Source organism: Bradyrhizobium monzae (assembly GCF_021458635.1).
Lineage (GTDB): Bacteria > Pseudomonadota > Alphaproteobacteria > Rhizobiales > Xanthobacteraceae > Bradyrhizobium.
The window spans coordinates 46,454-70,886 of record NZ_JAIRDQ010000015.1 but is presented as its reverse complement, the minus strand read 5'-3'; the positions used below and the strand labels follow the sequence as shown (position 1 = coordinate 70,886).

General features: G+C 64.3%; 25 protein-coding genes and 1 tRNA gene. 20 read left to right on the top strand and 6 right to left on the bottom strand.

The window, feature by feature from the left end; translation table 11 throughout:
- Positions 1-89 precede the first annotated feature (89 nt).
- The 4 genes from K3F49_RS36110 to K3F49_RS36095 all read left to right on the top strand — a co-directional run bounded on the left by K3F49_RS36110 (position 90) and on the right by K3F49_RS36095 (position 4,596).
- Positions 90-683 (top strand): beta-1-3, beta-1-6-glucan biosynthesis protein, encoded by a 594-nt coding sequence (locus tag K3F49_RS36110; protein WP_234685628.1) that lies wholly within the window; start codon positions 90-92, stop codon positions 681-683.
- A gap of 222 nt (positions 684-905) precedes the next feature.
- Entirely contained in the window at positions 906-3,566 is a 2,661-nt protein-coding gene (locus K3F49_RS36105) for a glycosyltransferase (protein WP_234685627.1), read from the top strand.
- Between the two features lie 271 nt (positions 3,567-3,837).
- Positions 3,838-3,913: transfer RNA gene (locus K3F49_RS36100), tRNA-Lys, on the top strand.
- Positions 3,914-4,302: 389 nt separating this feature from the next.
- Positions 4,303-4,596, top strand: a complete 294-nt coding sequence (locus K3F49_RS36095) for a hypothetical protein (protein ID WP_234685626.1) — start codon at positions 4,303-4,305, stop codon at positions 4,594-4,596.
- A 59-nt stretch (positions 4,597-4,655) separates the two neighbouring features.
- On the opposite strand, the gene K3F49_RS36090 is transcribed toward K3F49_RS36095, so the two are convergent.
- Complete coding sequence (locus K3F49_RS36090; RefSeq protein ID WP_234685625.1) at positions 4,656-5,333, bottom strand: hypothetical protein; 678 nt, start codon at positions 5,331-5,333, stop codon at positions 4,656-4,658.
- A 278-nt stretch (positions 5,334-5,611) separates the two neighbouring features.
- On the opposite strand from K3F49_RS36090, the gene K3F49_RS36085 reads away from it, so the two are divergent.
- From K3F49_RS36085 to K3F49_RS36075, 3 genes are all read left to right on the top strand, one after another.
- Positions 5,612-5,782 carry a hypothetical protein gene (locus tag K3F49_RS36085; RefSeq protein WP_234685624.1) on the top strand — a complete coding sequence of 57 codons (171 nt, stop codon included), beginning with the start codon at positions 5,612-5,614 and terminating at the stop codon, positions 5,780-5,782.
- 229 nt (positions 5,783-6,011) lie between these two features.
- A complete protein-coding gene (locus K3F49_RS36080) occupies positions 6,012-6,254 on the top strand; it encodes a hypothetical protein (RefSeq protein WP_234685623.1) in 243 nt (80 codons plus the stop codon).
- Between the two features lie 169 nt (positions 6,255-6,423).
- On the top strand, positions 6,424-6,663 hold the full coding sequence (locus tag K3F49_RS36075; protein ID WP_452101153.1) for a hypothetical protein: 240 nt from the start codon (positions 6,424-6,426) through the stop codon (positions 6,661-6,663).
- Here the strand turns inward: K3F49_RS36075 and K3F49_RS36070 are convergent.
- Together K3F49_RS36070 and K3F49_RS36065 are read right to left on the bottom strand one after the other, a co-directional pair.
- Positions 6,630-6,917 (bottom strand): hypothetical protein, encoded by a 288-nt coding sequence (locus K3F49_RS36070; protein WP_234685621.1) that lies wholly within the window; start codon positions 6,915-6,917, stop codon positions 6,630-6,632. The two genes, K3F49_RS36075 and K3F49_RS36070, sit on opposite strands and share 34 nt — an antisense overlap.
- A 172-nt stretch (positions 6,918-7,089) precedes the next feature.
- Positions 7,090-8,007, bottom strand: coding sequence for a LysR family transcriptional regulator (locus tag K3F49_RS36065; RefSeq protein WP_234685620.1), 918 nt, complete (start codon positions 8,005-8,007; stop codon positions 7,090-7,092).
- Between the two features lie 107 nt (positions 8,008-8,114).
- Between K3F49_RS36065 and K3F49_RS36060 the strand changes: the two genes are divergently transcribed.
- The 11 genes from K3F49_RS36060 (at position 8,115) to K3F49_RS36010 (ending at position 18,984) form a co-directional block, all read left to right on the top strand.
- Entirely contained in the window at positions 8,115-8,438 is a 324-nt protein-coding gene (locus tag K3F49_RS36060) for a Dabb family protein (protein ID WP_234685619.1), read from the top strand.
- Positions 8,435-9,514, top strand: a complete 1,080-nt coding sequence (locus K3F49_RS36055) for a maleylacetate reductase (RefSeq protein ID WP_234685618.1) — start codon at positions 8,435-8,437, stop codon at positions 9,512-9,514. Before K3F49_RS36060 ends, K3F49_RS36055 begins: the two co-directional genes overlap by 4 nt.
- A gap of 5 nt (positions 9,515-9,519) precedes the next feature.
- Positions 9,520-10,884, top strand: coding sequence for an amidohydrolase family protein (locus K3F49_RS36050; RefSeq protein WP_234685617.1), 1,365 nt, complete (start codon positions 9,520-9,522; stop codon positions 10,882-10,884).
- Positions 10,885-10,904: 20 nt separating this feature from the next.
- Positions 10,905-11,825 (top strand): NAD(P)-dependent oxidoreductase, encoded by a 921-nt coding sequence (locus tag K3F49_RS36045; protein ID WP_234685616.1) that lies wholly within the window; start codon positions 10,905-10,907, stop codon positions 11,823-11,825.
- 15 nt (positions 11,826-11,840) lie between these two features.
- Positions 11,841-12,725, top strand: a complete 885-nt coding sequence (locus K3F49_RS36040) for an intradiol ring-cleavage dioxygenase (protein WP_234685615.1) — start codon at positions 11,841-11,843, stop codon at positions 12,723-12,725.
- 63 nt (positions 12,726-12,788) lie between these two features.
- Positions 12,789-14,183, top strand: a complete 1,395-nt coding sequence (locus K3F49_RS36035) for an FAD-linked oxidase C-terminal domain-containing protein (protein ID WP_234685614.1) — start codon at positions 12,789-12,791, stop codon at positions 14,181-14,183.
- Positions 14,180-15,694 carry a sugar ABC transporter ATP-binding protein gene (locus tag K3F49_RS36030; protein WP_234685613.1) on the top strand — a complete coding sequence of 505 codons (1,515 nt, stop codon included), beginning with the start codon at positions 14,180-14,182 and terminating at the stop codon, positions 15,692-15,694. The genes K3F49_RS36035 and K3F49_RS36030 overlap by 4 nt, the downstream gene beginning before the upstream one ends.
- Positions 15,687-16,637, top strand: coding sequence for an ABC transporter permease (locus tag K3F49_RS36025; protein WP_234685612.1), 951 nt, complete (start codon positions 15,687-15,689; stop codon positions 16,635-16,637). The genes K3F49_RS36030 and K3F49_RS36025 overlap by 8 nt, the downstream gene beginning before the upstream one ends.
- Positions 16,634-17,611, top strand: a complete 978-nt coding sequence (locus K3F49_RS36020) for an ABC transporter permease (protein ID WP_234685611.1) — start codon at positions 16,634-16,636, stop codon at positions 17,609-17,611. Before K3F49_RS36025 ends, K3F49_RS36020 begins: the two co-directional genes overlap by 4 nt.
- A 43-nt stretch (positions 17,612-17,654) precedes the next feature.
- Positions 17,655-18,629 carry a sugar ABC transporter substrate-binding protein gene (locus K3F49_RS36015; protein WP_234685610.1) on the top strand — a complete coding sequence of 325 codons (975 nt, stop codon included), beginning with the start codon at positions 17,655-17,657 and terminating at the stop codon, positions 18,627-18,629.
- A 67-nt stretch (positions 18,630-18,696) separates the two neighbouring features.
- Positions 18,697-18,984 (top strand): YciI family protein, encoded by a 288-nt coding sequence (locus K3F49_RS36010; protein ID WP_234685609.1) that lies wholly within the window; start codon positions 18,697-18,699, stop codon positions 18,982-18,984.
- 173 nt (positions 18,985-19,157) lie between these two features.
- On the opposite strand, the gene K3F49_RS36005 is transcribed toward K3F49_RS36010, so the two are convergent.
- From K3F49_RS36005 to K3F49_RS35995, 3 genes are all read right to left on the bottom strand, one after another.
- Positions 19,158-19,550 (bottom strand): NUDIX hydrolase, encoded by a 393-nt coding sequence (locus tag K3F49_RS36005; RefSeq protein WP_234685608.1) that lies wholly within the window; start codon positions 19,548-19,550, stop codon positions 19,158-19,160.
- Between the two features lie 157 nt (positions 19,551-19,707).
- Positions 19,708-20,823 (bottom strand): AI-2E family transporter, encoded by a 1,116-nt coding sequence (locus K3F49_RS36000; RefSeq protein ID WP_234685607.1) that lies wholly within the window; start codon positions 20,821-20,823, stop codon positions 19,708-19,710.
- Between the two features lie 167 nt (positions 20,824-20,990).
- A complete protein-coding gene (locus K3F49_RS35995; RefSeq protein ID WP_234685606.1) occupies positions 20,991-21,716 on the bottom strand; it encodes an outer membrane protein in 726 nt (241 codons plus the stop codon).
- 262 nt (positions 21,717-21,978) lie between these two features.
- Here K3F49_RS35995 and K3F49_RS35990 point away from each other — a divergent pair, with 262 nt between their 5' ends.
- Together K3F49_RS35990 and K3F49_RS35985 are read left to right on the top strand one after the other, a co-directional pair.
- Complete coding sequence (locus K3F49_RS35990) at positions 21,979-22,206, top strand: hypothetical protein (protein ID WP_234685605.1); 228 nt, start codon at positions 21,979-21,981, stop codon at positions 22,204-22,206.
- Positions 22,207-22,965: 759 nt separating this feature from the next.
- Positions 22,966-24,432, top strand: a complete 1,467-nt coding sequence (locus tag K3F49_RS35985; protein WP_234685604.1) for a DUF1254 domain-containing protein — start codon at positions 22,966-22,968, stop codon at positions 24,430-24,432.
- Position 24,433 lies beyond the last annotated feature (1 nt).

Here is a 24,433-nt window from a genome sequence, read left to right as displayed (position 1 = left end):
CGCCGCATTGGGGACCCATTTGGACGCCATCACGTCGGCGTCCGCGAGGTGCTCCCGCGTGGGCGGACGGCTGAGATATTGGGGAATTCATGCGGCGACGGGTGTTCGAGTCACGAAATGCGGTCCTGCGGCAGTTCGCCGCCACCTTGGCCGTCTCTTCCCTTGTCCTCCTGGCCGGCCCCGGTGCCGCCTTCGCCCAGAGCGGCGCCCCCGCTCCTGACCAGGGCAAGGCCGCCAGCCAGCCCGCCGACGCCGCCAAGGACGCGGCCCAGAACCAGCGTCGCACCGACGAATTCGCCGAAGCCGCGCAAGTCATCAATGGCCCGGCCGGCAATCCCGAATGCGTCTGGCTCGGCCGGCGCGTGGTGCGGCTGATGTGGCGGGATGACCTCGATACCGCGTTCCGCCATCTCGATCTCTATGACCGCTTCGGCTGCCCCGGCGGCCACATCCAGGCGGCGTTCCGCTGCCTGACCCGCTTCGGCGCCCAGATCGATCCCAAGATCGCCGAGACCCTGGACAGCCGCGTGCACGCTTGCTGGATCAATCCGGCCTCCCAGCCGCAGCAGGCGGCGGCCGCAGCCTCTCAGCCGGCGGCGCCGGCCACCGGCAACCCGCCGGCCCCTCAGCCGGCTGCGAGCCCCGCGCCTGCGGCAAGCCCGACGCCCGCTCCCCAGAAATAGCCGCGATCGTTTCAGCCTCCGTTCAGAAACGATCGGCGATAGCAACTGACGGCACTGCCGCGCGTTGACCGGACCGGACAAGGCCATGCCCTGATAAGGACATGAGGCCATGACAGTTGAGAAACCGCGCGGCAGAGGTATGCTCCCTTTGCCGCGGACTTGGTCGGATCTTGGGGTCGGATCCGCTGCCCTGCCCCCTCAGCCCCTTTTGGTTTAGCCGCGATGCGCGTTGTCGCCGCCGTTCTGTTGCTCGTGTCCGTGCTCCACGCCGGCCTCTGGGGAGTCCTGCGCGACAAGGAACCCGCGCCGGACTTCAAGGGCTTGCTGCCGAGCCTCTCCTACACCCCGTTCGAACCAGGGCATGTCGTCGACACCAATGTCGACCCCGACAAGATTCGCGCCGACATGAAGAAGCTCTCCACCATGACGCGTGCCATCCGCTCCTACTCTGCGACGGAAGGCAACGAGCTGGTGCCGCCAATCGCCGCCGAATTCGGCCTCAAGGTCACCGTCGGCGCCTGGATCGGCAAGGACCCGGATCGCAACGAGCGCGAGATCAAGGCCGCGATCGAGCTCGCCCGCAAGAACAGCAACGTCAACGGCGTCGTCGTCGGCAACGAAGTGATCTATCGCGGCGAGCAGAAGGTCGAAGACCTCATCGAGATGATCAAGAAGGTGAAGAGCGCGGTCCGCGTGCCCGTCACCACCGGCGAAATCTGGAACATCTGGCGCGACAACCCCGACCTCGCCTCCAACGTCGACTTCATCGCTGCCCACGTGCTGCCCTATTGGGAGAATTTCCACTCGGACGAGGCGGTCGACCAGGCCGTCGACCGGTACAACCTGCTGCGCAACCTGTTTCCCGGCAAGCGCATCGTAATCGCCGAGTTCGGCTGGCCGAGCGCGGGCTATAATCTGCGCAAGGCCGATCCGGGTCCGTTCCAGCAAGCGTTGACCTTACGCAACTTCGTCAGCCGTGCCGAAGCCATGGGCATGGAATACAACATCGTCGAGGCGATCGATCAGCCCTGGAAGTATTTTGAGGGCGGCGTCGGTCCCTACTGGGGCATCCTCAACGCCAGCCGCGAGCCCAAATTCGCCTGGACCGGCCCGGTCGAAAACCCTGATTATTGGAAGCTGATGACGATCGCGCTGCTGGTCGGCATCCTCTTGTCGCTGCCGATCCTGCGGCTGGAGCAGCCGACCGCCAAGCAGGCGTTTCTGCTGTCAGCCACGGCCAATGGCGTCGGCGCCTGGGCCGCGACCGTGTTCGCATTCTGGAACGGACACTACTTCATCTTCGGCTCGGCCTTCGCGCTGACGCTCGGCATGATCCTCCTTGTTCCCCTCGTCCTCATCGCGATGGCCCGCATCGACGAGATCGCCGCGGTCGCCTTCGGCCGGCCGCCGCAGCGGCTGCTCACCAAGGGCAAGCCGATCGAGAACGTGCCCGAGAATTACTACCCGAAGGTCTCGATCCATATCCCAGCGTATTTCGAGCCGGTCGACATGCTCAAGCAGACGCTCGATGCGCTGTCGCGGCTCGACTATCCCAACTACGAATGCGTCGTCATCATCAACAACACGCCCGATCCCGCCTTCTGGCAGCCGATCCAGGATCACTGCCGCGCGCTCGGTGAACGCTTCAAGTTCATCAACGCCGAGAAGGTGCAGGGTTTCAAGGCCGGCGCACTGCGCATCGCCATGGACCGCACCGCCGTCGATGCCGAGATCATCGGCATCCTCGATGCCGACTATGTGGTCGAGCCCGACTGGCTGAAGGACCTCGTGCCCGCCTTCGCCGACCCGCGCGTCGGCCTGGTGCAGGCGCCGCAGGAACACCGCGACGGCGATCTGTCGATCATGCACTACATCATGAACGGCGAATATGCCGGCTTCTTCGACATCGGCATGGTCCAGCGCAACGAGCTCAACGCCGTCATCGTGCACGGCACGATGTGCCTGATCCGCCGCGCCGCGATGGACATGGCCGGCGGCTGGTCCAGCGACACGATCTGCGAGGACTCGGACCTCGGGCTTGCGATCCAGGAGCTCGGCTGGACCACCCATTACACCCGCTACCGCTACGGCCAGGGCCTGCTCCCCGACACTTACGAGGCCTTCAAGAAGCAGCGTCATCGCTGGGCCTATGGCGGCCTCCAGATCGTCAAGAAGCACTGGCGGCAGTTCCTGCCCGGCCGGAGCCGGCTCACACCCGACCAGAAGCGCGAATATGGTCTGGGCTGGCTGAACTGGCTCGGGGCCGAAAGCCTCGGCGTGGTCGTGGCGCTGCTCAACCTCGTCTGGGTGCCGATCGTCGCCTTCGCCGACATCGCCATCCCCGACAAGATCCTGACGCTGCCGATCATCGGCGCCTTCATCGTCTCGCTCGCGCACTTCCTGTCGATGTATCGCGCGCGCGTCGCGATCAAACCCGGCCAGATGCTGGGCGCGATGATCGCGGCGATGAGCGTGCAATGGACGGTGTCGCGCGCGGTCGCGCAAGGACTGATCACCGAGCACATCGCCTTCGCGCGCACCTCCAAGGGCGGCCTGTCCCGGATGTCGATCGAGTTCCAGGCGTTCTGGGAGGCGGTGATCGGCGCCCTTCTCCTGATCGGCTGCGGCGTGCTGATCGCCTCCAACAGTTTCAGGCAGATCACAGAGATCTACATCTTCGCCGGCGTCCTGGTGCTGCAGAGCCTGCCGTTCCTGGCCGCAGTCGCGATTGCGATCCTCGAGCTCAGCCGGATCAACTCGTTCCAGTTCTGGCACGACAGCGCAATCCGCTCCGCCGAGCTGATCGGCCTGCGCCCCGTCGCCCTGCCGGCGCCCGGCAACGCGCAGCCGGTGCCCAGCGAGGTACGGCGGGAGGCGAACTGACTTCGACGTGGATGACGGCCCCCAATCAGGTTGAGAATCCCGGGCTAAGCCACGGAAGCGCAGGACGAATCCCCGCCCCTGGCGCGATCTGCGGCCACCGCACGCGCTATTGACCTCAGCGCCCCATCCCCCTACACAGCGCGGGCCGAAAGCATGATCCGGAAACAGCCGGTTTTCCCCGCAGCGCTTCAGTCAAACGCGGCGGCAAGACATGCTTTTCCAGATGACCGAAGATGATGGCGATCGATCGTAAAGCCATCAGCGGCCATGGGAGCGCGTAGCTCAGCCGGTAGAGCACGTGACTTTTAATCACGGGGTCCTGGGTTCGAGCCCCAGCGCGCTCACCAAGCAAAATCAAGTACTTAAATGCGGAAATAAAGATCCGGAGGAAATCTCCGGCAAGAGTTCTGCACACACCGTGCAAACTTCCAAAATGGTCCCGTGCCCGCGCTGTCAGCATCGATCGAAATGGTGGCGGAAGATATTCCGCTGCTCTCTCTGCAGGGGCGAAGGAAATCTCGATTACACGACAGCAAGGGCGTGGCTCCAGGACCAGTGGCGAAGCGGCCGGCTCTCGGGCTGATGCCGAACGGCCGAGTCTTCCACACCCACGACGCGCAGCGGTAGATCAAGCGCGCGCCTCGTTCGATCGACGTCATACCCCAACTCATGCTTGGTTGCATTGCTACCGCATTCGGCGCGGTGTTATGCTCGTTGCAGAGCGAGGAGTTTCTCGATGCGCAAAATCGCCGTCGCCGTCTTGCTTGTCCTGATGGCCGCCCCCGCGCTGGCGCAGGACCATGTTCTAGGGCCTGGCGAAGAGCCCAAGGATAAGACGGCGTCGCAGAAGGCAGGCGATGATCGGGCTGAGCGCGCATATCAACGCTCCCTCAACAATGTTCCGGACCAGAAGCCGGTCGACCCGTGGGGAACTGCTCGCGGCGATGATGCGTCGAAGAAGTTGGCCGCGCCGGCCAGGCCGGTTGCGAAGCAGTCGTCCAAGGCCAAGAGCGGCAGCACCGCCAATTAGGGGTTACGGTGCACTAAATGAGCCGCGGGACGGTATCGGCCTTCCGCCTGGCCCCGCCTTCAGCTCTCCGGCGCTGCAACCGTAGCGGGCGCAGTCAGCGGCGCTCCGCCAATCGAAACAGGCCCGATCGATTTCGACGGCCGATCCATCATCCGCTTGCGCATCGCCGGGGACAGTCCGTAGCGAGCATGCGCTCTTCGAATGGACGACGTGACGTCCGACGTCATCGTGCTTTGCAACGAGTCGATCTTCGCGATCAGCGTGGAAAGCTGCGGCGATATCTTCTTCACATCGCCCCGTTCGTCCGTGATGCTCTGCCGAAGAGAAGCGAGGGTCGTCGAATCCTGCTGATGCAGGGCCGCATTTTGCTGCAATGAGGAATTGATCTCCTGCAGCGCGGCGGCCTGCTGCTGCTGGACCGACTGGATGTCCTTCAGGGCAGCGACAATGGGATCCGGCTTCGCGATGGACTCGTCCTGGCGCGGAAGCAGCGCAGCCAGGCTGCTGATGTTCGGCGACGGAATATCAAACGGCGATGTGTAGATCGCCGCCGCGCCATTGATAGCCAAGGCACACACCGCCAGTGCCACGACCGATTTGCGGCTGGATCGGTTGCCCGGTGCCGGGGTTTCCGGGGCTTCGTGTTCGGCTTCCGCTTCGAATGCTGCGGCTGCAAGGGCTGCGGCGTCGAGATGTTCGGCGAAGCCCGGCGTTTCGGATGTCGTGGTCATGCGCATTGACCTCATGAGCAAGCAAAAGGAGGCCGTCGCCGGAACGTCCTCGCGACGCCTCCCTTACGCAGCACCCACTTACAACTGCCTAGAATTGTGGACTTTTCGGATTAATTCCACGTTAGCGACGTGGCCGCCCGGCCTGTCCATCCACCCCGGCCGACTACGGGGCGATGCATGGAATTGCGTTGCAGGCGCCTAGTTCTGTTCCACCCGCCCTGCCGAAAAAAGCCAGAAGACAAGCGGCTGGAAAGGTGTAGGATTCGACCAAACGGAGGAGCGGCATGTTTGAAATCACCGGTTTCGACACGGCAGGCGTCGTCAACCTGAAGCGGGAGTCACTCGCCGCCGCCCTCAAGAAGGCCAGGGAGCTGATCGCGGACGGATGCCGGGACGTTCGGATCGTCGATCCCCAAGGCCGGATCTACACCTCGTTTGAGGAGCAGGCAGCCTAACCGCCTCCGTCGCCTCCACCACGCAAGCGACTTCGCTTGTTGGCCGCCTCGGCTGACATCGGACGAGGCGTTGTTCAGCCAGAGCTGCGTTGCGTCATCGCTCCACCCGGGAACCGCGAAGCGCGTCCGCGATTTCGCATCCGCGCTCGATCGCCCCACCGCGTTGCCAATCAACTCTTTTGGGAGCACGCTCACTTCAGGCGCGCAGACGCCGCACAGGGAGTGACACATGAAGGAATCGGGCCTGGATGGCCGCCATCGGGACAAGGATGGCGCGATCAGCAAGAAGCACGGCAACACGCTGGTTGGCACATTGCGCAAGATCTACGGCAAGGGTTTTGCGGCCGGCTATCCGGATGCGACAACACTAAGCGAGGTCTTGCAGCAGTTGAACGAGACGTCGCTGAGCCAATTGCGTCGCGATCACGACACCGGGCATTTGGCGCACAAGATCGACCACGTCCCGAAGTGACGGACTTCACTCAACCAAATTGATGTCGTCGAACCTGACGGCCGGTCCCCTGCGACCTGCGTCGGTCGGCCGGCGCTATTGATCGGCCCCATTACACTTGCTCCATCACACTTGCCGTTTGAGCCTTCCGAAACCAGGCGCTAGGATGAGCCCTTTTACGGAGGCTCATTTGAAACAGTTCATTGTTGCCGCAGCCGTCGCGCTGCTTGCCACGGCGCCTGCCCGGTCCCAGGGCCTGGTCGATCCCAGCAAGGTTGCTCCCGAATACCGCGAAGCGGCTGAAAAGCGCCGCGCCGAACAGATCCGTCAGCGCGAATGCGCCCTGAAGGCGGATCTGGAGAAGGTGCTGCCGCGAGATCGGACCGACTATCTCAATCACTGCCTGGATGCGATGGCGGCGAAACAATAGCGGGTTGCTGCCGGTTGCGCCGCCGAAGGTGCGTGAAAGTCGCAACCGGCCTTCAGGCTTTCTTCAGACATTCGGCTCACCGTGGCCGCCGATTTCCGATCATTATTGATTGTCGGCGCATGAGTTTCGTCCAGGTCCAGTGCACGCGCTGCAAGACCATGTTTCGCGATCGCGCGGGACGGTTGCAGGACGGCTATTCCAGGCAATGTCCCGGTTGCGAAGTCGTGTTGTTCTTCGCCGAGGACTCGCAGCATCCCTTCATCAAGCGCGCAATGCGAAACGCGCGGAAGGCCCGCAAGGAACAGCACGAGGCCGAGGCAGCCAGGCGTTCTGTCCCGCCGGAACAGCGTGCCGCTCCACGGTCGCGGTCGTCCATCGGACGGACGCGGGTGCAGGAACGATCCGAGTAACGCCCCGGCTGGCCGTCTACGCCTCGATCCAGATCCCGGCATCGGAGTGCGCGCGGATGTGCTCGACAAGGAAGTCCGAAAACACCCTGATCTTCGCCGGCAGCCGGACGCGGTTCTGGTAGGCCACGTTCATCGTCAGCAGCGGCAATTCCCAGTCGGTCAGGACCGGCACCAGTTTGCCGGCCGCGATATCGCTCTGCACGATGTAGAGCGGCTGGATCAGGATGCCGAGCCCCGCGCGCGCGGCGCCGCAGATGATCTGGCCATCATTGCTGTCGAGTGTCGGCGCGATGCGGACGGTCTGCGTCGCGCTGCCCTTGCTTAGTCGCAGTGAATAGGGATCGTTGGCGAGGTTGTAGACCAGCATGTCGTGACGCGCGAGATCGGCGGGATGCTCGGGGATACCGTGCGTCGCGAGATAGGACGGTGCGGCCGCCAGCACGCGGCGCATCTGGCCGATGCGGCGGATGATGATGTTGGAATCCGGCTCCTGCTCCCGCGTACGGATCGCGACGTCGATGCCGGCCTCGATGAAATCAGGATAGCGATTGGCGGCGATGATCTGGACGTCGAGCTTGGGATAGAGCTTGCGAAACGCCGGCAGCATCGGCGCCATGTAGATCATCGCAAAGGACAGCGAGCTCGTGACGCGCAGCATGCCCTTGGGCGACAGCGCGCGGTCACTGACGGCGTCCTCGGCTTCGGCGAGTTCGTTCAGCAGCGTGCTGCAACGCTGCAGCAGCTCTTGGCCTGCCTCAGTCAGCCACTGCCGGCGGGTGTTGCGCTCGATCAGCCGGACCGCGAGCCGCTCCTCCAGTGCGCTGAGATGGCGGCTCGCCGCGGCGTTCGACATCCGCAAGGTGTCGGCGGCCTTGGAGAGGCTGCCGAGCTCGGCCGTCTTGGAGAACACCTCGAGCTGGAGAAGCCGATCCATTCTTCCTCATAATGGAAAAGAGACTTACGATTTTTGGCCTTTATTTCCGATTTCTGCAAGGCAAGATGGCCCCAACATACAAGATCGCAGGCGAGGAATTTTGGGAAATGTCGGGTCCGATCAAGCACATCGTGATGTGGCGGCTGCGCGGGGAGACGGCCGCGGAGCGCTTGGCAGCCCGAACGAAGGTCAAAACCCTGTTTGAGGGCCTCAAGGGCCGGATCGACGGTCTCACCCATATCGAGGTCGGGGTCGATGTCAGCGATGTCGATTACGCCTGCGACGTTGTGCTCGTCTCCGAGTTTACGGATCACGCGGCTCTGAAGGCCTACGCCACCCATCCGGAACATCTGCGGGTGCGCGAGGAGCTTGGCGACTTGCGGATCGGACGCTTCCAGGTCGATTATCCCGTCAAAGAGACCGGCGCATGATCGGTTCGTTCACCTTTGAAAATCAGCCCTGCCGCGTCGTGTTCGGCAGCGGGACGCTGACCGCGGCCAAGGCCGAGATCGAGCGTCTCGGCGGCAAGCGCGCACTGGTGCTGACGACGCCGCAGCAGGAAGCGCAAGGCAAGGCGCTCGGGGCCGCGCTGGGCCCGCTCTATGCCGGCATCTTCGCCGGCGCCACCATGCACACGCCCGTCGAGGTGACCGAGCGCGCGATCGCGGCGATGAAGGATTGCGACGCCGACTGCGTGGTCGCGCTCGGCGGCGGCTCGACCACCGGGTTGGGCAAGGCGCTCGCCTTGCGCACCGGCGTCAACCAGCTCTGCATTCCCACCACCTATGCCGGCTCGGAAATGACACCGATCCTCGGCCAGACCGAAAACGGGCTGAAGACCACGGTGCGCGATGTTGCCGTGCTGCCGGAGACCGTGATCTACGACGTCGACCTGACGATGACGCTGCCGGTCGGCCTCACCGCGACCTCCGGCATCAACGCCATTGCCCATGCAGTCGAGGCGCTCTATGCGCGGGACACCAACCCCGTAACCTCGCTGATGGCGGAAGAAGGCATCCGCGCGCTGGCACGCGCCCTGCCCGCCATTGCCGCCAATCCCGACGATCGTGCCGCGCGCAGCGATGCGCTCTATGGCGCCTGGCTGTGCGGCGTGTGCCTCGGCACCGTCGGCATGGCGCTGCATCACAAGCTCTGCCACACGCTCGGCGGCACGTTTGACCTGCCGCATGCCGAGACGCACACCATCGTGCTGCCGCATGCGCTGGCCTACAACGCACCGGCTGTGCCCGACGCGATGACGCAGATCGCGCGCGCGATCGGTGCGGCCGATGCAGCGCAGGGTCTCTACGATCTCGCCAGGCGATTGGGCGCCAAGCTCGCGCTGCGCGACATCGGTATGCCCGAGAGCGGCATCGACAAGGCCGCCGACCTCGCCGTCACCAACGCCTACTGGAATCCGCGCCCGCTCGAGCGGGGCGCCATCCGCGACCTGATTGCGCGCGCCTGGGCCGGCGAGCCACCGGCTGCAAACAAAGCAGCGGCGTGACCCTGATGAAGCGAACTCTCATCCAGTCAGCAACGATCATCAGCATGGACGACCGCATCGGCGATCTCCGGGCCGCTGACGTGCTGGTGGAGAACGGGCGGATCGCCGAGGTGCGTCCCGGCATCGACGCCGCTGACGCCGAGATCGTCGATGGCCGCGGCCGCATCGTCATCCCCGGGCTCATCAACGCGCATATGCACACCTGGCAGACGGGCTTGCGCGGGTATGCTGCGAACTGGACGCTGCTCGAATATTTCCGCCGCATGCATGCCGGGCTCGCGACCCTGTTCGCCCCGGATGACATCTACATCGCCACGTTCGTCGGCGCGCTGAACCAGATCAATTGCGGCGCGACTACGCTGGTCGACTGGTGCCACAACAACCCGACGCCGGCCCATACCGATGCGGCGGTGCGCGGCCTGATCGAGAGCGGCATCCGCGCCGCCTTCTTCCACGGCTCGCCCAAGCCCGAACCGAAGCCGGGCGAACCACATTTCTCGGAGGTCCCGCATCCGCGCCGCGAGGTCGAGCGGCTGCTGGCCGGCCCCCTCGCCGACCGCAACGGCCTGGTCACGCTCGGGCTCGCCGTTCTCGGCCCGCATTATTCGACGCGCGACGTGTCCGTGCACGATTTTCGTCTCGCGCGGGAGCTCGGCCTGATCGCCTCGATGCATCAGGGCGGCGGGCCCGCCAAGACTCCCGGCGGCTGGGAGAAGCTGATCGAGGCCGACCTCGTCGGCCCCAACGTCAACATCGTCCATGGCAACGATCTGCCCGACGATCTCCTGCAAAAACTGATCGATCTCGGGGTTACGTTCTCGGTGACGCCCGAGAACGAGATGATCCAGGGCCATGGCTTTCCCATCACCGGGCGCCTGCTCAAGCGCGGCGTCCGGCCCACCATCGGCATCGACCTGGAATCCGTGCTGGCAGGCGATCTCTTCTCCGCAGCCCGCGTGGCGCTGTCGATGCAGCGCGCGCTCGACAATGCCCAGATGCGCAAGACCGAGGGCACCATTCCGGCGACGACCACGATCCCGGCGCGCGAGGCGCTGGCCTGGATCACCACCGAGGGCGCCCGCATGCTCGGCCGCGAGAGCCAGATCGGCTCGCTGACGCCGGGGAAACTCGCCGATCTCGTGATCATCAATGCCGACGATCTCAATCTGTTTCCAGTCCACGACCCCGTCGCCAGCGTGGTGATGCAGACGAGCCTCGCCAACATCGAGTCGGTGATGATCGGCGGCGTCTGGAAGAAGCGGGACGGAAAACTGCTGGCCGAGGGGCTCGCGCAGAAGAAAGAGCTACTCGCGCAATCCGGCCAGCGGCTGGTGCGGGACATCGAACGACAAGGGCACGCCGCAACATAGCGGCCAACGGACAACAAGAAATGACTGACGCAACAAGCAAACAGGTCGCCTTCATCGGCATCGGCAAGATGGGCCTGCCGATGTTACAGCTGGTCGCCAAGGCCGGCTACGCCGTCACCGCCTTTGACCAGAGCGCGGCGCGTCTCAGCGCGGCGCGCGAGCACGGCATCGCTGTCGCCGGCTCACCGACCGAGGCCGTCAACGGTTGCGCCGTGGCCATCACGTCGCTCCCCGACGACGCCGCACTTCGCGCGGTCATGCTCGGGCCGACCGGCTTGATCGGCGCGATGGCGCCGAAGGCGGTGCTGATCGAGACCAGCACAGTCAGCGCCGAGGCCTCGGCCGAAGTCGATGCCGCCGCCCAAGCGCGTGGCGTCGCCTATCTGCGCGCGCCGGTCTCCGGCAATGCCAGCATCGTGCACACCGGCGCGCTGAGCTGCTTCGTGTCGGGACCGAAGGACGCCTACGAGAGCGCCAAACCGCTGTTTGCGAGCTTTACCCGGGCGCAGACCTATCTAGGTGCGAGCGAGGAAGCGCGCTACGCAAAGCTCGCTGTCAATCTCATGATCGCGGTTTCGGCCGCGATGATGGCGGAGAGCCTGGCGCTGGCGCGCAAGGGCGGCATCGGCTGGCAGGACATTCTGAAGGTGCTGGACGAGAGTGCGGTCGCCTCCCCCATGGTGAAATACAAGACCGCGCCGCTACGCACCCGCGACTTCGTCTCGAGCTTCTCCTGCAAGCAGATGGCCAAGGACCTCGACCTCATCCTCGGCGCCGGCCACGCCGTCGGCGTGCCGCTGCAGCTCGCAGCCCAGGTGCGCGAGACCTACGGCGCGCTGGTCGCGCAAGGCGATGGCGAGACCGACTTCATCGCGACCGTGAAGCATCTCGAACGGCTGTCCGGCCTTGGTGAGCCCAAACTTGGTGAGCCCAAACTCTGATCGACGGAGGCGCACTTGCGCAATTTCAGCGAGACCAACATCACCGATGCCGTGCTCGAGCGCATCGCCGGCGCGACCGATCCGCGGATCAAGCAGGTCGGCGAAGCGCTGGCGCGTCACCTCCACGCCTTCGTGCGCGAGATCCGGCCGACCCAGAAGGAATGGGAGTACGGCATCGACTTTCTGACCCGCACCGGCCACATGTGCGATGACAAGCGCCAGGAGTTCATCCTGCTGTCGGACACGCTCGGCGTCTCCATGCTGGTCGACGCGATCAACCATCCGGTGCCGGAAGGCGCCACCGAGACCACCGTGTTGGGTCCGTTCTTCGTCCAGGCCGCGCCCGAGAAGCAGAATGGCGACGACATCTCCGGCACCATGGAAGGCGATCCCATGATCGTCACCGGATCGGTATCAACCGTTGACGGCCGGCCGCTCGCGGGCGCTGTGGTCGATGTCTGGCATTCCGACAATGACGGCTATTACGACGTGCAGCAGCTCGACGAGATCGGCGATCTCGCGATGCGCGCCCGCTTCCACGCCGACGCCAACGGCCGCTTCCATTTCTGGTCGATCAAGCCCGCGGCCTATCCGATCCCGCATGACGGCCCGGTCGGCGAGATGCTGGAGGCGCAGGGCCGCCATCCCTGGCGCCCGGCGCATGTGCACTTCATGATCTCCGCGCCCGGCTTCGAGCAGCTCGTGACGCACGTGTTCGTCGCCGGCGACAAATATCTCGACAGCGACGTCGTGTTCGGCGTCAAGGACAGCCTGATCCACGATTTCGTGCGCTGTGCGGCCGGCCGTGCGCCGGATGGTCGCATGGCGGATGCCACCTACTATCACCTCAACTATGATTTCGGCCTGAAGCAGATCGCAAGCAACGCGCAGGCGGCCTAAGCCGAACGTAGAATCGACGGACTGACAACAGTCCGCGACAAGGACGGACGACAGGGAGAGACGATGGGACCGCGGGTCAGCAGTGCTGCTTTGGCTGAACGCCTCACGGGCGTGATCGGTCCGCGCGCGACCATCGCGCGTGGCGTGCTCGACCAGCATGGCCAGAGCGAATCCTATTATCGCGCCCTGCCCCCCGACATCGTCGTCTATCCGGAGACGACGGACGAAGTCGCAGCGATCGTCAAGCTCTGCGCCGGCGCAGACATGCCGATCGTGCCGTTCGGCGCCGGCACCTCGCTCGAGGGCAACGCATCAGCGGTCGCCGGCGGCGTTTGCATCGACTTCGCGCGCATGAACAAGGTGCTGACTGTGCACGACAGCGACATGAACGTCGTGGTCCAGCCCGGCATAACCCGCAAGCAGCTCAATGCAGAGCTGCGCGGCACCGGATTGTTCTTCCCGATCGATCCCGGCGCGGATGCCTCGATCGGCGGCATGACGTCGACGCGCGCATCGGGAACCATGGCCGTGCGCTACGGCACCATGAAGGACAACGTCATGGCGCTGGAGGTGGTGCTGGCGGATGGACGCGTGATCCGCACGGCCCGGCGGGCGCGAAAATCTGCGGCCGGCTACGATCTGACACGGCTGTTCGTGGGCGCCGAAGGCACGCTCGGAATTATCACCGAGATCACGTTGAAACTGCATCCGCTGCCGCAGGCGATTTCGGCGGCAGTCTGCAGCTTCGACACCCTGCACAACGCGGTCGATACCGCGATCGGCATCATCCAGGCAGCGATTCCCGTGGCGCGCGTCGAGCTGCTCGACGATGTCATGATGCGCGGCATCAATGCGTACGCAAAACTCGGCTATCGCGAGGCGCCGACGCTGTTCTTCGAATTCCACGGCTCGGAGAGTGCCGTTGCCGAGCAGGCCGAGCTGGCACAGGCGATCGCCGCCGAGCATGGCGGCCGCGGCTTCGAATGGGCCAAGGCACCGGAGGACCGCAGTCGGCTCTGGCACGCCCGCGACAACACGCTCTATGCCGGCCTGGGCTTGCGGCCCGGCGCGCGCGCCGTCATCACCGATGTCTGCGTGCCGATCTCGCGGCTGGCCGAATGCCTGACCGACACGCGCCGCGACGCCGACGAACACGGCTTCACCGCCCCCATCGTCGGCCATGTCGGCGACGGCAATTTCCACATGCTGATCCTGGTCGATCCCGCCAAGCCCGATGAAATTGAAGGCGCCAAGGCGCTCCAGGCCCGCATGGTCGCCCGCGCCATTGCGATGGACGGCACCTGCACCGGAGAGCACGGCATCGGGCTCGGCAAGATCGGCTATCTCACCGACGAGCTCGGCGACGCCGTCGACGTGATGCGGTCGATCAAGACCGCGCTCGATCCGAGCGGGCTGATGAACCCCGGCAAGATTTTTGCGGGAGCAGCACAGCCATGAACGTTCCCGGCGAGACCGCAGCGACCCCGCTGCTTGAGCTGCGCGGCATCAGCAAGACGTTTCCCGGCGTCAAGGCGCTGGACGACGTGTCCTTTGCGCTCTACGCGAGCGAAGTCCATATGCTGCTCGGCGAGAATGGCGCCGGCAAGTCGAGCCTGATGAAGGTGCTTTGCGGCGCTTACCAGGCCGATGCCGGGGAATTCTTCTACAAGGGCGATAGGGTCACGATCGCCTCTACCGCCGACGCGCAAAAACTCGGCATTGCCGTGATCTTCCAGGAATTCTCGCTCGTCCCCTATCTCGACATCGCCCAGAACATCTTCCTCGGCCGCGAGCCGAAGGGCCGGATTCCCGGCACCATCGACCGCCGCAAGATCCTGGCCGATGCCAAGCGCCTGCTCGAATCAATCGGTTTCGACATCGACCCGTCCATCACCGTCAACACGCTCGGCGTCGCCCAGCAGCAGATGGTCGAGATCGCCAAGGCCATCAGCCAGAACGCGCGCATCCTGGTGATGGATGAACCGACCGCTGCGCTGTCCGACCGCGAGACCGAGCTGCTGTTCGCATTGATCGCGAAGCTGAAGGCCGACGGCGTCTCCATCGTCTACATCTCGCACCGCATGGCCGAATTGTTTGCGCTCGGCGACCGCATCACCGTCCTGCGCGACGGCCGCCGCATCGACGGCGTGCGCCCGGCCGATGTCACGCCCGACCAGCTCGTCCGCATGATGGTCGGCCGCACCGTCGACATGACTTATCCGCGCAATTTCGCCGACAAGCCCGGCGAGGTGCTGCTTGCGGTGAAGGGCTTGACCGCGCCGAGCGGCATCGCCGACATCAACATCGAGGTGCGCCGGGGCGAGATCGTCGGCCTCTGCGGCCTGGTCGGATCCGGCCGCAGCGAGGTTGCGCGCGCGATCTTCGGCGCCGACCCGGTCGCCTCCGGCGAGATCGTGTTCGAAGGCAAGGCTATTTCCGGCGAGCCCGACATGGCCGCCCGGCGTGGCATCGCGCTGATCCCCGAGAGCCGCAAGAGCGAGGGGCTCGCGCTGCTGCGTTCGGTCGGCGACAATCTCGTGGTCTCGGCGCTGCGAAAGCTGTTCCCGAGCGGGCTGTTCGATCCGCGCAGCGGCCAGCGCACCGCCGATGGCCTGATCCGGCAGCTTCGCATCGCCACCCCGAGCGCGCGCCAGACCGTCGGCCTGTTATCCGGCGGCAACCAGCAGAAGGTCGTGATCGGCAAATGGCTCGCCGCCGGCGCAAAACTTTTCATCTTCGACGAGCCGACGCGCGGCATCGATGTCGGCGCAAAGTCCGAGATCTTCGCGCTGATCGACCGGCTGGTCGCCGAGGGCGCGGCCGCCCTGATGATCTCGTCCGAGCAAGTCGAGATCTGCCATGTCTGCGATCGCGCCTATGTGATGCGCGAGGGCCGCGTCGCCGGACACCTGGCACGCAACGAGCTGACCGAGGAGAACATCGTGCGATTGGGGATGCATCATGCGTGAGGCCGCGGTCGTATCACAACCCAATCCGCTGCAGCGCATTCCCGGCGTCGCCATCGTGCTGGGCGCCCTGATCGTGCTGTTCGGCGCGATCGCGCCCGGCTTTCTCACCCCGGCCAACCTCTCCAACGTGCTGGTGCAGTCGACCATCCTGACCATGCTCGCGCTGCCGATGACGCTGATCATCATGACCGAGGGGCTGGACCTCTCGATGGGTGCGGTGCTGACGCTGACCTCGCTCTGCGTCGCCATCGTCTCGCTTGCGACCAAGTCGATGCTGCTCGGCCTCGGCGCAGGCGTGCTGGTCGGCGCGGCCTTCGGCACCGTCAATGGTTGGCTGGTCGCGATCCTGGGCATTCCGCCCTTCGTGGCGACGCTCGGCACGCTGGGCATGGCACAGGGCCTGTCGCTGATCGTCTCCGACGGCCAGAGCGTGGTCGGCATTCCCCACAGCGTCCGCGACATTTATTCGGCGACACTGCTCGGCATTCCCGTGCCGATCGTGATCGCGCTCGTGACCTACGCCGCCTTTCACGGCCTGCTCTATCACACCCGCTTCGGCAGCTACGTGTTCGCGCTCGGCGGCAATCGCGAGGCACTCCGCTATGCCGGCCTTTCGCCCAACAAGCTGCTGATCGCGGTCTACGCGATCGGCGGCACCATGGCCGGCATCGCCGGCCTGCTGATGACCGCCCGGATGAATTCGGGCCATCCGACCGCGGGCCTCGGGCTCGAATTCGATGCGATCGCCGCGGTCGCCGTCGGCGGCACCTCGTTCGAGCGCGGCAATGGCTGGCTGCTCGGCACCCTCCTTGGCGTCATCGCCGTCGGCGTGCTGCGCAACGGGCTGAACCTGATCTCGCTGCCGTCCTCGGTGCAGGTGGCGAGCGTCGGCGTCCTCGTCATCGTCGCGCTGTTCCTCGACGGCTTGCGGAGCCGCACATGACCGACATCACCAAGGAGACCCTGTCGCCGCCACGTTCGTTCCTGTCCCAGGACGCGATCCAGCTGTTCTATCGGCTGCTCGCCGTGTTCCTGATCTGCGCCGTGCTGGCGGTGCTGAACGACTCCTTCCTCAGCCTCGGCAACATCCTCAACGTGCTGCGCCAGGCAAGCCTCACCTTCTTCATCGCCTCGGGCCTGACGCTGGTGGTGCTCACCGCCGGTCTCGATCTCTCGGTTGGCGCCAATGTCGCCCTGTCCGCGTGCGTCGCCGGGACCGTGATCCACACCACGGGATCGCCTGTTCTCGGCATCCTGACCGGGCTTGCCTGCGGCGGCGTCGTCGGCCTCCTCAACGGCATCATGGTGACGGCGCTGCGCATCCCCTCCTTCATCGCCACCTACGGCATGCTGTGGGTGCTGAACGGCCTGACCTATTGGTACATGGCGGGCGAGACGCTGCACGGCTTTCCGGCGGGCTTCCGCCAGATCGGCAGCGGCTATCTGTTCGGGCTCCCGATCCCGGTCTATCTGCTGCTGGTGTTCCTCGGGATCGGAACGGTGTTTGCCCAGCGCACGATCTGGGGCCAGGAGATCTATGCGATCGGCGCCAATCCGGTCGCCGCCCGCCTCTCCGGCATTCCGGTCACGCGGCGGCTTCTGCTCGTCTACGCCGTCTCCGGCACGATGGCGGGGCTCGCCTCGATCATCTTCCTGTCCCGGCTCAACTCCGCCGAAGCCGACATCGGCGAAAGCCTGACGCTACCGGCGATCGCGGCCGTGCTGATCGGCGGCACCTCGCTGTTCGGCGGCGTCGGCACCGTGTTCGGGACCTTCATCGGCGCGCTGATCCTGACGCTGGTGCTGAACGGCATGAACCTGCTCTCGGTCAGCGCCAATTGGCAGCCGCTCGTTACCGGCATCATCGTCATTCTCGCGGTCTGGCTCGACATGAAGACCCGCCGCCGCGCGCAATGAGTTCTCAAGCAATCCAACAAACCAAAATGGGGATGGAGACGACATGAAACAGAGACTGGGCTATCTCGCACTGCCGCTCGTAATGGCGGCTGCGCTCACGACGCAGGCGCGCGCCGACGGCGAGACCATCGCCGTGTTCACCAAGAATCAGACCAACCCGTTCTTCCAGACGGTGCGGGTCGGCGCCGACAACATGGCGAAGACGCTGAACGCCAAGACGCTGCAGTACATTCCGACCAAGCCGGACTCGATCCCCGAGCAGCTCAGCCAGATCGAGGACGTCGTGGTGAAGAAGCCGAGCGCGATCGTGTTCACGCCGGTCGACTACAAGGCGATGGTGCCCGGCGTCGAGAAGATCAACGACGCCAAGATTCCCGTCGTCAACATCACCGACCGCTCCGCCGGCGGAAAATTCCTCTCCTTCGTCGGCGCCGACGATTACAGCCTCGGGCTCGAGACCGCGCGTTTCCTGCTCAAGACGCTCGGCGGCAAGGGCAACATCGTCATCATCGAGGGCGTCAAGGGCTCGCTGACCAATGTCGATCGCGTCCGCGGCTTCAACGACGCGCTGAAGGAAAATCCGGGCGCCAAATTGCTGGCCTCGCAGCCCGGCAACTATCAGCGGCTCCAGGCGCTCCAGGTCATGGAGAATTTGATGCAGTCGAATGCGCAGATCGACGGCGTGCTCGCGGCCAACGACGCCATGGCGGTCGGTGCCATCGAGGCGCTCGACGGCGCCAACCGCAAGGCCCAGGTGATCGGTATCAACGGCACCAAGGAGGCGATCGACGCGATCAAGTCCGGCAAGCTGCTCGCCAGCGGCGACTACAACGGCTTTTACCAAGGCTGCCTCGGCACCATGATGGCGGTCCGCAGCCTGCGTAACCAGCCGATCATCAGTGAGATCGTGCTGAAGCCGACCGTCATCACCAAGGACAATTACCAGCCGTTCGACCAGCCGCTCGAGCAGCGCACCTGCCCGACCTTCGAAGAGGCCAGCAAGCTCGGCGCGAAATAACCTCAGCGTATTCAACACCGGGACGGCTGGGATGACAGCCGTCCCCAAGAAAACTCCCGGAGACATCATGCTATTTGCCATCCATGCCATCGACCGCGCCGGCGCACTGCCGACGCGGCTTGCCAATTACGATGCCCACAAGGCGTTTCTCAGTGACACTTCGCGCGTCGGCGTCAAGATCGTGATGTCGGGACCGCTGGTCTCCGACGACGGCGCTACGATGATCGGCAGCCTGTTCCTGATCGAGGCGCCCAGCCGTGCCGAGGTCGAGGCCTTCAATCGCGCCGATCCGTTCGCGGCGGCCGGCATCTGGGAGAAGGTCACGATCACCGGCTTTTTGCGGCGGCAAGGCTGAGCAGACGGGCGCCCGACGCGAAAAACCCCAGTGCGCGGAGACACTGGGGCGTTTCAAGGAAAATGGATTGGTAAGGCAATGACGCCCTTATAGCAGCCCTCTCCGCGGCAGCTTGTGAACTGGTTCACACATGCCGCGCGGAATGATCGGGCGATTTGTCACACCATGGCGGCTCACGTCCGGCGTGGCTTCCTTGGAAACAGGCGATCGCGGATGTAGCGCGAGGTTGCGGTCAGGCGGATCCCACGCGGCTTCTGCCAGGCGGCGCGGTCGAGCTCCTTCTTGTCGCCGATCGCAAGCCGGCCCTTGGCGCTCTTGGCGATGAAGATCGCGTCGCTCATCTTGCGGCCCGAACGCTTGTTCTTGGCCGTCACTTCCTTCCAGAGGCTGATCCGGCCAAGCTTCAGCTTGGGCAGCTCTTCCTTGATCTCTCGGCGCAGACAGTCCTTGTCGGACTCGCGCGCGCGCTTGCGGCCGCCGGGGAACATCCACAGGCCATCCGACCGTCGCCTGACCAACAGGACCTTGCCGCGCCTGGCGGCAACCAGCTTGGAAGACTTCGCCATTACAACTGTCGCAAACTGAAAACAGAATCGCGCCATGGTAACTTGTCTATTTCATTAGACAAGTTCGGCGACCTCCCCGGATACCGTCGGCGTCCATCGTTGTCCACACGCATGCGAGGTGCGGTGAACGCCCGGGCAACCCGCCGGGGCTGCCCGGCTAGCGAACCTCGTCGGCCGGCGGGAGCGCATTCGGCTTCGCAGCCGCGGCTCGGTCCTCGGTCCGAATCCACGCCGCCGCCACCTCCCACGCCACCGACAGGATGATCGGCCCGATGAACAGGCCGACGATGCCGTGGGCGAGCGTGCCGCCGATCACGCCGACGAAGATCACGATGGTCGGCGTGTTGAGACCGCGTCCCATCACGAGCGGCTTCAGCATGGTGTCGAGGAAGCCGACAAGGACGAAGAACACGGTGAACAGCAACGCAGTGGTGACGTCCTTGGCGGTCCAGATCCAGATGATCACCGGCAGCAGCACGAGGAAGGCGCCAATCTGCACGATCGACAGCAGCAGCACGATGAAGGCGAGCAGGCCGGCGCTCGGCACGGCGGCGAGCTTGAAACCGATGCCGGCAAGCAGCGCCTGCACGATGGCGACGCCGATCACGCCTTGCGCAACGGCGCGGATGGTGGCGCCGCCCAGCTCGAGAAAATGCTCGCTCTGCTCGGGCACGATGCGCGACAGGAAACCGCGTCCGGCCGCAACCAGCCGGGGCCCGTGCGGAAACAGGAAACCGGCCACGAACACCGAAACCAGGAACTGGAGCGTGCCGAGGCTGGCATCACCCGCGAGCGACAACAGCGGTCCCGCCAGCGGCTGCAGATAGGGCGCGACCTCGCGCAGCACGGCGCGGATATTGGTGTAGGCCTGATCCCAGAGCTCGTAGAGCGTCGGGCCGATCACCGGCCATGACTTGATCGATTCCGGCGCCGTCTGGAGCGCGAGGTCGCCGGTGCCGAGCTCGTGCGCCAGCTCCCTGCCCCCGTCCACGGCACTCACGCCGAGCCACGTGGCCGGGCCGAGCACGATGCCGAGCGTGATCAGGGTGAGGATTACAGCCGCGGTCTTGGGCCTGCCGCCCAGGATCTTGGCGACCCAGCTGAAGGCTGGATAGAACGCGACCGCGAGCACGCCGCTCCAGGCCAGGATCGGGACGAACGGCCGGATGATGTAGAGCGTCCACAGGATCAGGAGTGCCAGCAGGCCGAGCCGGATCACGAGCTGGATGACGTCATCGCCCGTCAGAAGCTGACGCAGACTTTTCACAGGCACGGCTTTCCTTGCGGCATCAACGCGGGTTCCGGTACTTGCGCGGGCTAGGGTTATTGCCAGCCAAGAGCCGGGCGTCAAGACGACCGGGCGCGCCCGGCCCCTCGGGGACCGGCCGCGTCGTGCTTCAAGATGAAACCGCTGTGATGAAGGCGCCCGGACGCGCGCCTTCAGAAGTGATAGTTGACGCCCACCGTGCCGGTCTGGATGTTCAGCTTTACGTTTGCCGGCGAGGCCACCAGATTGCCCGTCGTCACCGGCTGCTCGTTGATCGCGGCAAAGCCCATGTAGTTGTATTCGGCCCGCACCGACCAGTTTGGCATGAACATCCATTCAGCGCCGCCGCCGGCTAGCCAGCCGGTGCGGTTGAAGCTGCCGTTGGCCGAACCGGCGAGCGCGCCGGCCAGGCCATTATTGGCGCTGTACTTGTCGCGGGTGAAGGCCGCGCCGCCCTTGGCGTAGAGCAGCACGCGATCGAAGGCGACGCCGAAGCGCCCGGCAACCGTTGCGATGTAGTCGTTCTTCAGCGACAGGTTGAAGCCGGCGCCGCCGCCGAACGGGCCGCCGGCGTTGAGCGTGACGCTGGACCAGGCGCCGGTGCCCTCGAGGCCCACCACGAAATTGCCGATCTGGTAATTGCCGCCGATCTGCCCGCCAACCACGCCGCCGCTGGCCGTCACCGAGCTCCAGCCCGCCGCCGGGTCGGTCGGATCCATGCCGCTCCACTTGCTCCAGGCGCCACCGCCATGGGCGCCGATATAGAAGCCGGTCCAGCTGAATATCGGAGCCGGCGCGATCGGCGCCTTGACGACAGGCGCAGGTTTGATGATGTCAGCCGCAAAGGCCGGCGTTGCCAGCGACAACAACGCAGCCGTCAAAATCAGTTTCTTGCCCATGATCTCATCCCCCAATGACCTTTGCCCTCCCCGATCAGGGCGATGGGGTGAAATCTAGCTGCCCGATCAAAGGCGCGCTTGGACCGACCGGCGGCGCGATTTGGACTGGTCGGCGCTGCGAATACCGGGAAAATGCTGCAGTGTCCGCTGTCGGAGGCGGTTTGGCTAACGACGATTAACCGGATTTCAGCCGGCCGGTTTACGCCGATGCAAAGGCCTACCCCTAGGCTTTGCTTCAGGTCCCAAAAACACTTGCGGTGCGATGGCCAACAGTCTCTGGACGATCGAAGAATTCACCTGTCCCGGTTGCAGCATGAATTACACTGCGACAAGGGAAGAGCATGCCGAGCCCCATTCAGGCCAGTTCAAATGCAGCATCTGCAGCGGCGTGGTGCACAGCTGGTCCGGCAATCATCATTTCTTCGGCTGGTCGGCGGTGAAGACCAAGCCGCCGGTGTTCGGGCGGCGATGGGCCGGGGTCGGGTGGTAGATCGAGGCAAGGCAAGAGCTAAGCGCTGGCCGTTTCCCCTCGATCAAGCTCGGGCATGACCCAGCTCTTCGGCGCATCGCGATGTCCGCTTTTGCTCCCATTCCGACCGCCTTTGCACGACCACAGCGAATGTCGCGATGGGCCGATAGCCGACCTCTTCCCTACTCGATGACCGTGTCAGCCTGCGCAATCAGGCTATCTGTAAAAGTTATGCCAAGCGAATTCGCCAAATCTTTCCGGATTGAGCATCAGCAATTCGCGGCGCACTGAGCGGTCCCGCGCAAATTATTCCGAGGAAGGTGCGTCGCAACACGGCAACTCTCCCAAATTGGGCTGATTTCTTAGATGTAGCATTCTTGAGAATAAGATCGCAGCAACCTGGGCGGCAGTGCTCAAAAAACTTCGAGACACCCACTTTGGGTCATAAGCTGCGGTGAACGCCGGTGCGGCCCCAGCGTCTACTCGATGCTCTACCTCCCGCAGCCGACATCCCAATGGCTTGAATGCTGTTCGGCTTGGGGCCACAAACGGAAATCGGCCCCTTGCCGACTAACGGGGGCTTGAGCCGCTATTCCACGGGCTGATCCAATCTATTTCTATTGATCTGGATCAATTGAGGCCCGTCTCGAAGCCCTTCATGATTTCTGCTGCAGACGTGGCTACGCGGACGAGGCCGCTTCACAGTTGCTCTAATTGCCGCAGCACTCCGCAAGTCTGCTTTTGGAACCTTCTCGATCCACTATCTTGCGGAGGTCGGTCATGAAAATCACCGGTGTTGCCATCCAAACCGTTGTCGCTCTCGCGTTCGGCTTGGGGACCATGTGTGCTCAGGCGCAGCAGGTGCCGCTTCCCACAACTGCCGCCGAAGTCCCCGGGCCGCCGCCCGGCACCGCTATGACCAAGGAGTATGTTCAGATGGTCGGCCGGATGGCCTACCTCTGGGGATGGCCACTGGTCAATTCGCATAACCGTCGTGTGGCCTTCGGGAAGGCACCTGAACAAGGCCTCCTTGGAGGCGTCGTGCCCGTTGCGCCCATTGGCCAGGTCACGATGTTGACCGATTACATCAAACCGGACCAATCGTTCATCACCTGTCCCAATCAGGACGTGGTGTATGGCGGTGGCTACTTTGCGCTCGACAACGAGCCGGTCGTGTTTCAGGTGCCGGATTTCGGTGACCGCTTCTGGGTGTACGCACTTTATGACGGACGCACCGACGAGTTCGGCGAAATTGGCAAGGCTTACGGCACGAAGCCCGGCTTCTATTTGATCGTCGGGCCGAACTGGAAAGGCGCGACACCGGCGGGCATCAACGCCGTGGTGCGGTCTTCCACGGACCTCGCCTTTGCCGCCCCGCGCATTTTCAAGGACGACACCGTCGAGGACACCAAGGCCATCCAGCCGGTGCTTAACCAGATCATGTTTTATCCGATCAGCCAGTTCGACGGGAAGATGAAGACCAAGGACTGGAGCAAAATTCCAAACTTCCCGGTGCCGAACACGTCAGAAAAAGGCGAGACGAAGTGGGTCGTGCCGGAGGCCTTCTTTGATCAGCTTCCCGAAGTGATGAAGGAGGTGCCACCGCTTCCCGGCGAGGAAGCACTCTACAGGTGGATCGGCAGCGTATTGGAGGCCGCCGACAAAGATCCGACATTCAAGCAGACCCTCAAGGAAACAGCTGTCACTGCGGAGGATGAGTTGATTTCTCCGTTTTTCCACTGGCGCTACAACGGCAAGTCTGCCGGCAACGGCTGGAACTCGCCTGTGAACAATGCGCAGTGGGGCACCGACTATCTTAATCGGACGGGCACTGCCAAGTCCAACATGTACGACAACAGACCCAACGAGACGAAGTACATCTATCGGGACTTCGACAGCCAGGGCCAGCAACTCGATGGTCAGAGCAGCTACACAGTCACCTTCCCGAAAGGGCAACTGCCGCCGGTCAAAGGCTTCTGGTCGCTGACGCTATACGATCAGTACCACTTGTTCCATCCGAACGCGCTCAACCGCTACTCGCTCGGCACGAAGAACAAAGCGCTGCAATACAACCAGGACGGTTCGCTCACGTTGCACTTCGGCGCGGCGTCTCCCGGCAAAGACAAGGAAGCCAACTGGGTGCCGGCTCCCAACGGAACGTTCTCGCTCTACCTTCGCGCCTACTGGGCTGACAAACCTGTCCTCGACGCAAGCTGGATGCCACCGAACGTCGAGAAGGTGAAGTGAG